This is a genomic window from Vibrio sp. CAU 1672 (assembly GCF_029223195.1).
GTDB lineage: Bacteria > Pseudomonadota > Gammaproteobacteria > Enterobacterales > Vibrionaceae > Vibrio.
On the sequence record NZ_JARHUF010000006.1, the window covers coordinates 146,180 to 159,517 of the forward strand.

13 protein-coding genes and 1 riboswitch are annotated in these 13,338 nt (G+C 47.0%); of the genes, 6 read left to right on the forward strand and 7 right to left on the reverse strand.

From position 1 onward, the window contains the following. Positions 1–52: 52 nt before the first annotated feature. The 3 genes from infA to aat form a co-directional block, all read right to left on the reverse strand. Positions 53–271 carry a translation initiation factor IF-1 gene (gene infA, locus P2G85_RS08110; RefSeq protein ID WP_005493784.1) on the reverse strand — a complete coding sequence of 73 codons (219 nt, stop codon included), beginning with the start codon at positions 269–271 and terminating at the stop codon, positions 53–55. 81 nt (positions 272–352) lie between these two features. Continuing rightward, positions 353–1,054 carry an arginyltransferase gene (locus P2G85_RS08115; RefSeq protein ID WP_275863591.1) on the reverse strand — a complete coding sequence of 234 codons (702 nt, stop codon included), beginning with the start codon at positions 1,052–1,054 and terminating at the stop codon, positions 353–355. Next, positions 1,051–1,761, reverse strand: a complete 711-nt coding sequence (gene aat / locus P2G85_RS08120) for a leucyl/phenylalanyl-tRNA--protein transferase (protein WP_275863592.1) — start codon at positions 1,759–1,761, stop codon at positions 1,051–1,053. Before aat ends, P2G85_RS08115 begins: the two co-directional genes overlap by 4 nt. 29 nt (positions 1,762–1,790) lie before the next feature. Between aat and P2G85_RS08125 the strand changes: the two genes are divergently transcribed. Further along, on the forward strand, positions 1,791–2,246 hold the full coding sequence (locus P2G85_RS08125) for a glycine zipper 2TM domain-containing protein (RefSeq protein WP_275863593.1): 456 nt from the start codon (positions 1,791–1,793) through the stop codon (positions 2,244–2,246). A gap of 157 nt (positions 2,247–2,403) precedes the next feature. Further along, positions 2,404–3,684, forward strand: coding sequence for a 3-phosphoshikimate 1-carboxyvinyltransferase (gene aroA / locus P2G85_RS08130; RefSeq protein ID WP_275863594.1), 1,281 nt, complete (start codon positions 2,404–2,406; stop codon positions 3,682–3,684). 64 nt (positions 3,685–3,748) lie between these two features. Here aroA and P2G85_RS08135 read toward each other — a convergent pair whose 3' ends face one another. Then, positions 3,749–3,997 carry a YciN family protein gene (locus P2G85_RS08135; RefSeq protein ID WP_275863595.1) on the reverse strand — a complete coding sequence of 83 codons (249 nt, stop codon included), beginning with the start codon at positions 3,995–3,997 and terminating at the stop codon, positions 3,749–3,751. Between the two features lie 453 nt (positions 3,998–4,450). Between P2G85_RS08135 and topA the strand changes: the two genes are divergently transcribed. From topA to P2G85_RS08155, 4 genes are all read left to right on the forward strand, one after another. Next, the gene (gene topA, locus P2G85_RS08140; protein ID WP_275863596.1) at positions 4,451–7,078 is read left to right on the forward strand and encodes a type I DNA topoisomerase; all 2,628 of its coding nucleotides are present in this window, start codon (positions 4,451–4,453) and stop codon (positions 7,076–7,078) included. A gap of 540 nt (positions 7,079–7,618) precedes the next feature. Beyond that, positions 7,619–8,836: a glucose-1-phosphate adenylyltransferase gene (glgC, locus tag P2G85_RS08145; RefSeq protein ID WP_275863597.1), complete on the forward strand. Its 1,218-nt coding sequence runs from the start codon at positions 7,619–7,621 to the stop codon at positions 8,834–8,836. Then, the gene (gene glgA, locus P2G85_RS08150) at positions 8,826–10,292 is read left to right on the forward strand and encodes a glycogen synthase GlgA (protein ID WP_275863598.1); all 1,467 of its coding nucleotides are present in this window, start codon (positions 8,826–8,828) and stop codon (positions 10,290–10,292) included. The genes glgC and glgA overlap by 11 nt, the downstream gene beginning before the upstream one ends. Positions 10,293–10,398: 106 nt before the next feature. Then, positions 10,399–11,202 carry an alpha/beta hydrolase gene (locus P2G85_RS08155; protein WP_275863599.1) on the forward strand — a complete coding sequence of 268 codons (804 nt, stop codon included), beginning with the start codon at positions 10,399–10,401 and terminating at the stop codon, positions 11,200–11,202. Positions 11,203–11,224: 22 nt separating this feature from the next. On the opposite strand, the gene P2G85_RS08160 is transcribed toward P2G85_RS08155, so the two are convergent. The 3 genes from P2G85_RS08160 to P2G85_RS08170 all read right to left on the reverse strand — a co-directional run bounded on the left by P2G85_RS08160 (position 11,225) and on the right by P2G85_RS08170 (position 12,960). Continuing rightward, positions 11,225–11,548: a DUF2007 domain-containing protein gene (locus P2G85_RS08160; protein ID WP_275863600.1), complete on the reverse strand. Its 324-nt coding sequence runs from the start codon at positions 11,546–11,548 to the stop codon at positions 11,225–11,227. Next, positions 11,548–12,240 (reverse strand): TVP38/TMEM64 family protein, encoded by a 693-nt coding sequence (locus tag P2G85_RS08165; RefSeq protein WP_275863601.1) that lies wholly within the window; start codon positions 12,238–12,240, stop codon positions 11,548–11,550. Before P2G85_RS08165 ends, P2G85_RS08160 begins: the two co-directional genes overlap by 1 nt. A gap of 132 nt (positions 12,241–12,372) precedes the next feature. Next, the gene (locus P2G85_RS08170) at positions 12,373–12,960 is read right to left on the reverse strand and encodes a TfoX/Sxy family DNA transformation protein (RefSeq protein ID WP_275863602.1); all 588 of its coding nucleotides are present in this window, start codon (positions 12,958–12,960) and stop codon (positions 12,373–12,375) included. 125 nt (positions 12,961–13,085) lie between these two features. Further along, a riboswitch (cyclic di-GMP riboswitch) is annotated at positions 13,086–13,173 on the reverse strand. Positions 13,174–13,338 lie beyond the last annotated feature (165 nt).

Sequence of the window (13,338 nt, forward strand, 5' to 3'; positions counted from 1 at the left end):
TAAAAAACGAAGCGGAAACGCTTCGTTTTTTTCTGTCATCGAAAATCTAAGATTAACGAGCGCGGAAGACGATGCGACCTTTTGATAGATCGTATGGAGTCAACTCTACAGTCACTTTATCACCAGTAAGAATACGGATGTAATTCTTACGCATTTTGCCAGAGATATGAGCAGTCACAACGTGACCGTTTTCAAGTTCAACACGGAACATAGTGTTTGGTAGAGTGTCAAGGACAGTACCTTGCATCTCAATTACGTCTTCTTTAGCCATTTAATCCTCTTTAGAAATTAGGCAATTTATAGCGCGCATATTTTGCCGCTAAATAGTAATTATGTAAAGTTGGGCAGTATTCTACCCTTGCCAACGCTGATTTACTAGCCTTTGGTGACGTTGAAAGCGAGTTTTATAGTTCATGGCCGGGCATTCATCAATCTGATAGCCAAGGTATAACCAATGTTTCCCGGCTTTTTGACAAAAGGCAATCTGGTAGAGCACCGCCAATGTGCCCAACGAGAGCGGGTAGTCAGGTTCAAAAAAAGTGTAGAAGGCACTGGCAGATTGAGACATTACGTCGGTAACGGCAATGGCCAGCAGAGTGTTGGACTGATCATAAATATGCAGAAAGGAGCTTTCCAGCCATTTAGCATGGGCGAAACGGGAGAAATCTTGTTCTTTGGGCGGATACATGGTGCCGTGGCGATGGCGCTGACAAATATAGCGGCTGTACAAGTCAAACCACTCAGGATCCATCGCTGACTTAAACTCCCAGCTTAGGTGTTTAGCTTTAGCCATCAGTCGCTTCTGGCTTTTTGACGCGACAAAGTGCTCAACGGCAACCCGTATCGGTTGACAGGCTGAGCAGTGCTCGCAATGGGGTTTGTAAATAGTATCGCCACTGCGGCGAAAACCATTGGCTAACAGTACTTCGTAGCTGTTGGCATTATGCAGTGAAGCATCAAGCGCAACGGCTACACGCTCTTGACGCTCTGGCAGGTAACTGCACGGGTGATTATTGGTCAGCCCAATGCGAATATGCTGTAGGTCCGTACTCATGATTCAGGGTCCTGCAAAAATTGGGGATCAAACGTGCCTACGTCCGTGGACTGTTCTTTTAAAGATAGCAGCTTTTGTAAGAAGTCATCACGCTCAAGCTCAAATGCTCCCAGTGAGCGTAAGTGGGGGTTCATTACTTGACAGTCGATCAAGCGCCCGCCGCGATCTGCAAAGTGACGGCAGAAATACCACAGCGCAATTTTGGAGGCATTGTCACGCAGGCTGAACATCGATTCACCACAGAAAACCTGGCCAACACCGATACCATAAAGCCCGCCAACCAACAGGTTATCGTGCCATACTTCTACTGAGTGGCAATGCCCCGCGGCGGCCAGTTGGGTGTAGGCTGCTTGCATCTCTGCATTCAGCCAGGTTTCTTCTGCCGGGCGCAGAGCGCTGCACATATGTATCACTTGCGCTGTAGCCTGATTGATGCTGACCCGATATTCCTGTTTGCGCTGAAACTTTTTGAGACTTTTGGCTGGCTGGAAGGTCAAAGGGTCAAAGACGGCTCGCGGGGAGGGGCTCCACCATAAAATGGGTTCACCGGGCCCGTACCAGGGAAAAATCCCTTGTTGGTACCCGGCCAGGATCCGTTGTGGATTGAGGTCGCCGCCAAAGGCCAGCAGACCATTAGGCTCGGGTAAAGCGTCATACGGTGAAGGAAAGGCAAACGTATCGTCGAGTTCAGTTAAATAAAGTGTCATACAACAAGCATTCACCAAGGAGAACAAGCATGAAAAGATGGGCATGGATCATACTGTTTTTGCCACTTTTAGCCAATGCAGCGTATGAAAGAAATGTCGCAAAACCGGTAAATCAAGTGGTGTATGGTAAGGTGGATACCGTTCGTTACATCACTCACCAGGAAGTAGTGCAGTCACGTGGTAATGGCTGGAAAACGCTGTTGGGAGCCACAATTGGTGGTCTGGTTGGCAATCAATTTGGTGGTGGTAGTGGTAAAGAAGTGGCGACGGCGGTTGGAGCATTAGCGGGAGCGGCAGCCGCGCAACACCAAAACAACTATCAATACACGGTGGAATACCAGTTAGTTGAACTGCTGATTAAAGTAGATGGTGATAAGTTAATCAATGTGATTCAGGATGTCGATCGCAACATGCTTTTCAGCCGGGGGGATGATGTGCGTATTCTGTATTTCGATGATGGTGTTCGTGTGGATATTGTTTACTGAGTGGAGAATGACACGTCAGTCATTGACTAATTATTCATTAATCTGCGTGGATTAATTCTGGTTTTGTGGTTGGTTTTTGGTTAGTCTGATTTCACGAAGAATTGCTTTGCTCTGAACCATCGATAAAGTAAGAGCGAAAAAGGACTACTAACTTTAAATGGAAAGCCTAACGTTACAACCAATCAAAAAAATTCAAGGGGAAGTGAATCTTCCCGGTTCGAAAAGTGTTTCTAACCGTGCGTTGCTGCTGGCCGCGCTGGCCAAGGGCACCACGCGCCTTACTAACCTTCTTGATAGTGACGATATTCGTCATATGCTCAATGCGCTGACTCAGCTAGGGGTTCGCTACCAGTTGTCGGCTGATAAAACCGAATGTACGGTTGAAGGCCTGGGCCGCCCATTCTCTGTGGCGGAACCGGTTGAACTGTTTCTCGGCAATGCCGGTACCGCTATGCGTCCACTCGCCGCTGCACTATGTCTTGGTCAGGGAGAATATCTTCTGACCGGTGAACCACGCATGAAAGAGCGTCCAATAGGTCATCTGGTGACGGCACTGCAGCAAGCCGGCGCAGAGATTGAATATCTGGAAAATGACAACTATCCGCCGCTCAAAATTCGTGGCACGGGTTTAAAAGCCGGTGTGGTGACTATTGATGGTTCGATTTCCAGCCAGTTTTTAACCGCGTTTCTTATGTCGGCACCTCTGGCGCAAGGTGAGGTTCGCATTCAGATCGATGGCGAACTGGTGTCTAAGCCGTACATCGATATTACCTTACACATCATGAAGCAGTTTGGCGTTGAGGTTATTAACCTTGAATATCAAGAGTTTGTAATTCCAGCGGGCCAACAGTACCAGGCGCCGGGTGACTTTTTGGTTGAAGGTGACGCTTCATCGGCCTCTTATTTCCTGGCGGCTGCGGCGATCAAAGGCGGCGAGGTCAAGGTTACCGGTATCGGTAAACACAGCATTCAGGGTGATATCCAGTTTGCAGATGCCCTCGAGAAAATGGGTGCCGAGATCGAATGGGGTGACGATTATGTAATTGCCCGGGCGGGACAGTTAAAAGGCATCGATATGGACTACAACCATATTCCAGATGCGGCAATGACTATTGCTACCACTGCGCTGTTCGCCGAAGGCCCTAGCACGATTCGTAACGTTTATAATTGGCGGGTAAAAGAAACTGACCGCTTGGCGGCAATGGCGACAGAACTACGTAAAGTTGGTGCTGAGGTTGAAGAAGGCGAAGATTACATCATCGTTAATCCTGTTGCTCAGCTGAAACATGCTGCAATAGATACATACGATGACCATCGTATGGCAATGTGCTTTTCGCTGGTAGCGCTGAGTGATACGCCGGTTACGATCAATGATCCTAAGTGTACTTCTAAGACATTTCCGGACTATTTTGACCGATTAGCGTCGTTGAGCGTTTAGGCCACTGATACAAAAAGCCTTGATGGCAAATAAACCATCAAGGCTTTTTAGTTTGGTCAACAGGTTACTGTTGTAACGTGAACTCTTTGGATAAGTGGTGAGCCAGGTATTTAAACATGTTAAACACAGCTGTGGTCTGGGCTGTTGGCAAACCATTGCTATCTAAAAAATACTCACCCTTGAAGACCAGTACGTCGTCTTTTTCTTCCACGCTTGTGGCTCGCATGCCTTCAATATAATCGTCATGCTCTTGGATGATTTGGTTTGCAATTAACAGCAAATCAAACTCTTTAATTGGTTTTTTGTCGGACATGAGTTTCTCGCCAATGCTTGCTTAGATAGTCGGGGAGTATACTCACAAATATCCTGTAGCGGTATGCTGAAATCAAAAATCTCGCCGATAAGGATGAAAAGAGCACAATGTTTGGCCTGAAAACCATGCGACCTTTCATTAGGCGACCTGAGTGAGTAGCAAATGCAGCAACCGTGCTCATTTTGTGATGCGAGACAAAAATTAGCGTATTAGGGTAGCGGTGATAAAGTTTGCCTGCTTAGTATATGCGGATCAAGAGCCGTTTCCAAACCTTCACGTGTAAGTATATAGACGATGAATTGTCAACCAATCGGATCTGAATTTTAAAAAAGCAGTTGATCTTCTTTTCATCTCGCACAATAGTAAAAAAAGAAGCAATGAAATAGTACAGTATGCGGGGCACTTCATTTGAAGTTTGCACCCGCATTATTATGAAGGACGTTAGAGTCAGTTATGGGTAAATCGCTCGTTATAGTGGAGTCTCCAGCCAAGGCTAAGACAATAAACAAGTACCTTGGTAAAGATTTCGTGGTGAAGTCTAGTGTCGGTCACGTGCGTGATCTGCCTACGGCCGGTCAAAGTACTGGTGAGAAAGCCCCTGCGGTATCAACGAAAGGTATGAGCGCTGAAGAGAAAGCGCGCATCAAAAAAGAGAAAGATCGCAAAGCACTAATCAAAAAAATGGGGATTAACCCATATCATGACTGGCAAGCGAATTATCAAATCCTTCCTGGCAAAGAGAAGGTGGTCAATGAGCTGCAAAAATTAGCCAAAGACGCCGACTGCGTTTATCTCGCAACCGATTTGGACCGCGAGGGAGAAGCAATCGCATGGCACCTTCGTGAGATCATCGGTGGCGATGAAGAGCGATACAAACGTGTGGTCTTTAATGAGATCACTAAAAACGCCATCCAGCAAGCCTTCCAGACGCCAGGCGAGCTGAATATGGATGGTGTGAACGCCCAGCAGGCACGTCGTTTTATGGACCGTGTGGTGGGCTTTATGGTTTCCCCATTGCTGTGGAAAAAAGTGGCTCGTGGCCTTTCTGCCGGCCGTGTACAGTCGGTCGCGGTTAAGTTGCTGGTTGAGCGTGAGCGGGAAATTAATGCTTTCGTTCCTGAAGAGTTCTGGGATATTCACGCCAATACACAAACCAAAGACAGCAAAGCATTTAAGCTGTTGGTGGCGCAGAAAGAAGGCAAGGCGTTTAAACCGGTTAATGAAGCACAGACCCAAGCGGCTTTATCGGTGTTGGAAAAAGCCGAATACGAAGTTTGTAAACGCGAAGATCGCCCGACCAAGAGCAAACCGTCTGCACCTTATATCACGTCTACGCTCCAGCAGGCGGCAAGTACCCGTCTTGGATATGGCGTGAAGAAAACCATGATGCTTGCCCAGCGCTTGTATGAAGCGGGTTACATTACCTACATGCGTACCGATTCGACCAACTTAAGCAGCGAAGCCGTCGATGCGGTCCGCAGTTTTATTGGTACTGAGTTTGGCGACAAATACCTTCCGGCTAAGCCACTGACTTACGGCAGTAAAGAGGGGGCGCAAGAAGCACACGAAGCGATCCGACCTTCTGATGTGGCGGTTAAAGCGGATGATCTGCAGGGGGTGGACGCGGATGCGCACAAGCTGTATGCCCTGATTTGGAATCAGTTTGTCGCTTGTCAGATGACTCCGGCAGAGTATGACTCGACCACCATCAGTGTGAAAGCGGATGATTACACACTGAAAGCAAAAGGGCGCATCCTCAAGTTTGATGGCTGGACTCGCGTACAGCGTCCGATGGGTAAAAACGAAGATACGATCCTGCCAGAAGTGCAACTGGGCGAAAAACTGAACCTGGAGTCGCTTGATCCGAAGCAACACTTTACTAAACCGCCTGCACGTTACACCGAAGCGGCCTTGGTGAAAGAGTTGGAGAAGCGTGGTATTGGTCGCCCGTCGACATATGCGTCGATCATCTCTACCATTCAGGATCGTGGCTACGTAAAAGTAGACCAGCGCCGGTTCTATGCAGAAAAAATGGGTGAGATCGTTACTGACCGTCTGGACGACAGCTTTAACGATCTGATGAACTACGACTTTACTGCCCGTATGGAGCAGAAGCTTGACCAAATCGCAGAAGGTGAAGTGAAGTGGAAAGATGTTCTGGATAACTTCTTCGCAGACTTTACTGGTGATTTAGAGAAAGCCGAGCAGGACGAAAGCGAAGGCGGCATGAAGCTGAATCACATTGTGATGACAGACATCGAATGTCCTACCTGTGGTCGTCCTATGGGCATCCGTACTGCGTCAACCGGGGTATTCCTGGGCTGTTCTGGTTACGCTCTGCCACCGAAAGAGCGTTGTAAGACCACTATTAACCTTGGTGACGAAGAAGGCATTATCAATGTTCTGGAAGAAGACGTAGAAACCGCCGCACTGCGAGCGAAGAAACGTTGTCCTATCTGTGAAACGGCGATGGATGCGTATTTGATCGATGATAAGCGCAAGATGCACGTGTGTGGTAATAACCCGAATTGTGACGGTTACCTGGTTGAATACGGTGAGTTTAAGGTCAAAGGCTATGATGGCCCGGTTGTCGAGTGCGATAAGTGTGGCGCAGACATGGTGCTCAAGACCGGTCGTTTTGGCAAATATATGGGCTGCACCAATGAGGAGTGTAAAAACACACGTAAAATCCTCAAAAACGGTGAAGTCGCGCCTCCGAAAGAAGATCCGGTGCATTTCCCTGAGCTGCCGTGTGAAAACTCTGATGCTTACTTTGTGTTACGCGATGGTGCTTCCGGTTTGTTCATGGCGGCAAGTAACTTCCCGAAATCACGTGAAACGCGTGCGCCATTGGTGTCTGAACTGGCGCGTTTTGAAGAGCGCCTGCCAGAGAAGTTTAAGTACTTAGCCACGGCACCCCAGCAAGACCCGGATGGACGTCCAACGGTGGTTCGTTTCAGCCGCAAGTCTAAGGAAAACTACGTACGTTCAGAAGAAAATGGTAAACCAAGTGGTTGGACCGCGCTGTATGTTGACGGTAAATGGGAAATTACCGATAAGCGTAAAAAACCTAAAGCATAATTTTACTTTCACCAAAGGCAGCGGAAACGCTGCCTTTTTTGTATGCTCTCCCGGGGCAGACCTCCGCGTAAGCCTGCTCACGTGCCACATACCGATACTGCCTGGGTCGGCATGTCATCTGAGTGTCACGCTCTTTTCATCTCTTTTCGCTAATTTGGGTTGCTTGATACTGTTGTTGGCAACCGGTGTGTAAATTGTTTTCATTGTGTAAAAGATTGCATTTGGTAGTGTGATCTGGATATCGTCTTGGGTAAGTAACATTTGTATGCCACACAGATTGGCTTATTTGAAATTGTAATTTAATTCCAGTTCGATAACTTAAGACAAAAGACGTGCAACGGCATGCTTAATTTGCACCACAAATAATAACCCAATAGGTGCATTGCATCCATGGATCGCACGGTAGCTTTTCCCGTTCCGATTTCCTCGAAAGGGGGGAAATCGTGAACGGATTGATATAGGTATTCGCTTGCCCCCAGATCAATTCTTACAAACAAGCGAATATGAAGTTCCAAGCTATAACGATATGGAGAACAACGAATGGCTGGTGTTTTAGGAATGATTCTTGCAGGTGGAGAAGGTTCACGTTTGAGACCTTTAACTGAATCTCGTAGCAAACCTTCAGTTCCGTTCGGTGGTAGTTACCGACTAATAGACTTCGCTCTGAACAACTTTGTAAATGCCGACTTGATGCGCATTTATGTCCTGACTCAATTTAAATCACAGTCTTTATTTCATCACATGAAGAAAGGCTGGAATATCAATGGCATTACCGATCGTTTTATCGACCCTATACCAGCGCAAATGCGTACTGGTAAAAGGTGGTATGAAGGGACGGCAGACGCTATCTACCAGAACTTACGCTTTATGGAGCTGGCAGAGCCTGATCAGGTGTGTATTTTTGGCTCGGATCATATTTATAAAATGGATATCAAGCAGATGCTCGATTTCCACAAAGAAAAACAAGCGTCTTTGACCGTATCAGCCCTGCGTATGCCACTGAGTGAAGCGTCGCAGTTTGGTGTGATTGAGGTTGACAGTGAAGGCCGCATGGTTGGTTTTGAGGAAAAACCAGCCAATCCGAAGTCGATTCCCGGTGACCCTGAGCATGCTCTGGTTTCTATGGGGAACTACGTCTTTGAAGCCCCGGTTCTGTTTGCAGAACTGATTGAAGATGCGGATAACGAGGCATCCTCACATGATTTTGGTAAGGACATCATTCCTAAGATGTTCCCACGCGGTGACGTATTTGTTTATGACTTCAGTACCAACCGCATTACTGGTGAAAAAGAAGAAGTGTATTGGCGCGATGTAGGAACCATCGGTGCCTACTGGGAAGCGCATATGGATCTGCTGGAGAAAGACGCTCCGTTCTCTCTCTACAACCGTAAATGGCCATTGCATACGTACTATCCGCCATTGCCACCGGCAACATTTACTGATTCCGATAATGGCCGGGTGCAGATCATTGACAGCCTGGTATGTAACGGCAGCTATGTTCGTGGTTCTCGTATTGAAAAGTCAGTCTTGGGCTTCCGCAGTAATATCGCCTCTGCTTGTGATATCAGTGAGTCTATCCTGCTCGGCGACGTGAAAGTGGGCGAAGGTTGTGTATTGCGCCGGGTCATCGTGGATAAAGACGCCGATATCGCACCTGGAACCCAGATTGGGGTGAATCTCCAGGAAGATAAGAAGCACTTCCACGTCTCGGAGGAGGGGATTGTTGTGATTCCAAAAGGAGCGCGTGTTGGCTACTAACAACTTGTCAGTTCTGTTTGTAGCCTCTGAAGCGGAAGGGTTAATCAAAAGTGGTGGCTTGGCGGATGTCGCCAAGGCACTGCCTGAAGCGCTTCTGAATCTGCAACAAGATGTACGAATTACGATCCCAGCTTATGCTGGGATTTCACAGCTAAAGACCGCAAAAATGGTGTTGGAAACCCAGCTTGATGCATGGCCCCACACCGCCTATAAAGTCTGGCGCACGGAGCTGGAAAAGGTTCCGGTGTATTTGATCGACTGCGCCCATTACTTTGATCGCCCATCAATGTATGCGGAAAACAACCAAGCTTATGAAGACAACGGGGAGCGCTTTGCGTTTTTCAGTGCTGCGTGCCTGGATATGTTGCCAAAACTTAGCTTTCAGCCTGATATAGTGCATGCTAACGACTGGCATACCGGTTTAGTACCGTTTCTTCTTAAGCACCGTTATGCGGCTCACCCGTTTTTTGCCAATACCCGTAGTGTGCTCTCTATTCATAATGCAGTGTTTAAAGGGGTATTCCACTACGATGACGTGCAGTGCTTACCCGAGTTTCACTGCCGGAATGTCCCTGATGCTGCGGTGAGTGCCACCCACATAACCATGCTCAAAGCGGGTGTTATGAATGCGGATAAAATTAACGCAGTTAGCCCGACTTACGCCGATGAGCTGCAGACAGAGTTGGGCAGCCATGGTATGTCTTGGGAATTCCTGCAACGCAGCAATGACTTGGTCGGTATTCTGAATGGGTGTGACTATAGTGCCTGGCATCCGGAAACGGATCCTCATATACCGGCTAATTTTAGTGCTACCCAGGAAAGCATGCTCGAAGGTAAAACGGTGTGTAAAAATGCACTGCAAGAAAAGCTTGGGTTAAACGTCAGCAATGTTGCGATGTTTGGCATGGTGTGCCGTTTAACCCAGCAGAAAGGGGTGCATTATCTGTTGCCTGCGCTGGATGAGTTCTTAAAGCACGATGTTCAACTGGTTGTGGTGGGGACCGGCGACCCGGTCTTGGCGGCGCAGTTGCATGATGTTGCCACGCGCCATGCAGATAAGTTTGTTTTCGTTGAAGCTTATGATAACCAACTGGCGCATATGGTCGAGGCTGGGGCGGACTTCTTTTTGATGCCTTCTGAGTTTGAGCCGTGTGGTTTGAACCAGATCTACAGTATGGCTTACGGGACATTACCGATTGTTCGTGGTGTCGGTGGTTTAAAAGATAGTGTGTTGGATTACGATACCAACCGGGACGAGGCGACAGGATTCGTTTTCTATCAACCTACCTCTCAGGCCTTACTTGTGCTGATGTTGCGGGCTTTGTTGCTTTATGCGCAAAATCCGCAAGAAGTCAGAAGAGTGCAATTACATGCGATGCAGCAAGATTTCTGCTGGAACAAAGCTGCGCTTGAGTATCTGCAACTCTACCGAAGTGCACTAAGCAAAAACCATTAGAAATTGTTACCAAAGGTGCCAAATGCGGCACCTTTGTTACCTTGCTTTTGGCTACTGTGGTAGGATTGCCTTTCCTGTTCACAACGATCGTTTGACATACTGATACATGACTCAGTCTTTACTATTCCATAAAACTTACCTACACCCGACCAGTAATGAGTGGGTGGTGTTTGTCCATGGTGCGGGTGGCAGCTCGTCGATATGGTTTAAGCAGATCAAAGCCTATAAGCAACATTTCAATCTGTTATTAATTGATTTGCGTGGTCATGGCAAGTCTAATCAGCTGTTCAAAGATTTGATTACCAGTCGCTACACGTTTACCGCAGTAACCCAAGATATTCTCAAAGTGCTCGATCATCTCAAGATCCAATCGGCCCATTTTGTGGGGATGTCGCTGGGGACGATTATTGTCCGCAACCTGGCTGAGATGGCCTCAGAACGGGTGCGTTCTATGGTCCTTGGTGGGGCTGTGACACGATTAAACACCCGTTCACAAATACTGGTTAAATTGGGCAATATGGTTAAGCACGTTTTGCCTTATATGTGGTTGTACAGCTTATTTGCTTACATCGTTATGCCACAAAAAAATCAGAAAGAGTCGCGCCACCTGTTTATCCGCGAAGCCAAAAAATTGTGTCAGAAGGAATTTAAGCGCTGGTTTATTTTAGCCGCTGATGTGAATCCGCTAATGAAGTGTTTTAAAGACAAAGAGCTGCCGATCCCGACTTTGTATTTGATGGGAGATCGGGATTATATGTTCATTAAGCCAGTCAAAGAAATGGTCGCGGTGCACAAGCAGAGCGTGTTGCGAGAAATTCCCGATTGTGGCCATGTATGTAATGTGGAGCGGCCGGAAGACTTCAATCAATACTCTATTGCTTTTATTAAACAACAGAGTGTCATGTTTTAAATTAGGTATGGCACTGTAGGAGTCAGCGGGATTCCTTAATTTGATAACCACACTGCCAGCATGCGCCGAATTGCCCTTCGTTGTTCTCGTTGCAGTTAGGGCATATCCAGTCTTTGAACAAAATACCCGCCGTTTGATTGTGATACTCGGTGATGATTGCCATCGCTTGCTGTTGTTGCTCGGGCTGAAACAGCCATACATAAGGGTCTGTCTCGTCACCGAATGGAACCTCTCCTTTCAAGCCAAACAGGCCTTCTCCACGCACTTCACAGGCGATATTTTCCGTCTTTAACAGCCCACATAAGATATGCGCTTCGGCTGGATTTTCGGCGATATAAATCTTCATTAAGTTTTGCCTTTACTTGCCGTTTGTTTCGGGCGCAACTTGCGCATCGCCCATTTGGCGATCACCGGAAATAGGCCAAGCAATATGAATGATGCCAACACTGCCGGAGAAACGATGCCTGACAGGCTATCAATGCTCGCCAACTGGGTACCGGCGTTCAGGTAAACGGCTGTACCTGGCAACATACCGATCTGGCTGATCAGATAAAACCGGGCCGCCGTCATTGGGGTTAGTCCCATCAGTAAGTTGATTAAGAAAAACGGGAAAACAGGGATCAAGCGTAGCGAGAACAGGTAAAATGCGCCGTCTTTTTCAACACCGTTATTGAGTGTTGCCAGTTTAGTGCCAAACTGATTTTGCCCCCATTCTCTGAGCAGATAGCGACTGCTTAAAAATGCTAAGGTTGCGCCAATTGAACTGGCAAAGGAAACGAGAACTAAGCTTGTCCAGAAGCCGAATAGAGCAGCACCAAGCAAGGTGACCACGGTCGCGCCGGGGACAGAAAAAGCCGTAACGATAATATAGGCAATAAAGTAGCTGGCGAGGGCAAAAATGAAGTTTTGCTCGATGAAGCCAGTAAGTGCTGCCTGTTGTGCTTTGGCATTTTCCAACGTGAGGTCTTGACCAAAGTTGATCCAAAGTAGCACGATGGAAACTAGTAGTATCACCCCAAAAATCAGTCTCTTATTCATAGTCTTCAATCTAATCTACGGTAGTTAAATGATAAGACAGATTGAAGCAGAAATAAATTTCATTTAAAAAGCCGCAACATTAATGCTGCGGCTTAAAGTTGATGAATGTATGTCTGGGTTCAGGGAACTGAGTTAAGCCAGATTATTCATTAGTTCTTCCCGGCGGGACTGGGGGATCACACTCCAGTGTGTGCCTCGGATTGCGCCTTCCAGTGCCCATAAAAGCTCAATGTTTACCGATGCGTTGGTCTCACGAATGGCTTTGTAAGCGCTTAACGCACCTTGTTGCTCTAATTGAGAGACTGAATCTATCCCGGCTTTTTTAAGCATACGCTCTGTGGCCAGGCGTAGATTAGGTAAGTCTTTTAACCGATTAGGTTTTGCATTAGCCTGCTGTGCTTTTTCTTGCCTGGCAACTTCCAACGAGTGGAGAGCAACTTCGACTAAGCGCTGAGGAGATTCCCAAAGGTCTGCAGAAACGGCGTAGTATTTGGTTACTACAGGAAATCCGCGTTTTTTGTAAACATAAGGTTTGAAACCTTGAGCTTCGAAGTCTGAAGAAGCTTTCTGGTCTGCTCGAATATGAAGTTGGTTGTTTACTACAAGAGCGAACATTGTTTCATCGGCAAACAGGCCAAATCCGCCAAACATTGAGCGTGATTTAATTGGCCCAAGTTGCTCAAATAACTTCATTGAGTCTTTGAGTATTGGTTTATCCATGCTGTGTGATCTCGGTGTAATTAAAATTACGCCACCAAATGTCAGGTCCGAGAGATTAGCAAATGCATGTAAAAATAACGTCAGTGAAGACGTTATTGAAGGGAAAACTTATATGCATATTTGCCATCGGTAACCCCGCTACCTTTTATCTTACGATAGGTAAGGCCGGAAGCTTTGCGTCCCACCCTTTCGGATGGTTTGCCCTGTGCGTGACCCAGAGAGAATACTGCGTAAGTTGAATGAATATCACACTTCAGATTAAAATTTGTGATTTAGATCACACTAATTGCGCTGCTGAAGTGCAGGTTTATTCATATTCTGATGGCTCTTAGTTGATAGCAATCAGATGGGCAAAAAATAACTTAACAATCGTGCTTA

What these genes read in the sequence shown, in the direction of transcription:
- P2G85_RS08135 (WP_275863595.1), bottom strand. Translation starts at nt 3,997, where the DNA reads ATGTCCGACAAAAAACCAATTAAAGAGTTTGATTTGCTGTTAATTGCA.
- glgC (WP_275863597.1), top strand. Translation starts at nt 7,619, where the DNA reads ATGGCTGGTGTTTTAGGAATGATTCTTGCAGGTGGAGAAGGTTCACGT.
- topA (WP_275863596.1), top strand. Translation starts at nt 4,451, where the DNA reads ATGGGTAAATCGCTCGTTATAGTGGAGTCTCCAGCCAAGGCTAAGACA.
- aroA (WP_275863594.1), top strand. Translation starts at nt 2,404, where the DNA reads ATGGAAAGCCTAACGTTACAACCAATCAAAAAAATTCAAGGGGAAGTG.
- P2G85_RS08165 (WP_275863601.1), bottom strand. Translation starts at nt 12,240, where the DNA reads ATGAATAAGAGACTGATTTTTGGGGTGATACTACTAGTTTCCATCGTG.
- P2G85_RS08160 (WP_275863600.1), bottom strand. Translation starts at nt 11,548, where the DNA reads ATGAAGATTTATATCGCCGAAAATCCAGCCGAAGCGCATATCTTATGT.
- P2G85_RS08125 (WP_275863593.1), top strand. Translation starts at nt 1,791, where the DNA reads ATGAAAAGATGGGCATGGATCATACTGTTTTTGCCACTTTTAGCCAAT.
- infA (WP_005493784.1), bottom strand. Translation starts at nt 271, where the DNA reads ATGGCTAAAGAAGACGTAATTGAGATGCAAGGTACTGTCCTTGACACT.
- aat (WP_275863592.1), bottom strand. Translation starts at nt 1,761, where the DNA reads ATGACACTTTATTTAACTGAACTCGACGATACGTTTGCCTTTCCTTCA.
- P2G85_RS08115 (WP_275863591.1), bottom strand. Translation starts at nt 1,054, where the DNA reads ATGAGTACGGACCTACAGCATATTCGCATTGGGCTGACCAATAATCAC.
- P2G85_RS08155 (WP_275863599.1), top strand. Translation starts at nt 10,399, where the DNA reads ATGACTCAGTCTTTACTATTCCATAAAACTTACCTACACCCGACCAGT.
- P2G85_RS08170 (WP_275863602.1), bottom strand. Translation starts at nt 12,960, where the DNA reads ATGGATAAACCAATACTCAAAGACTCAATGAAGTTATTTGAGCAACTT.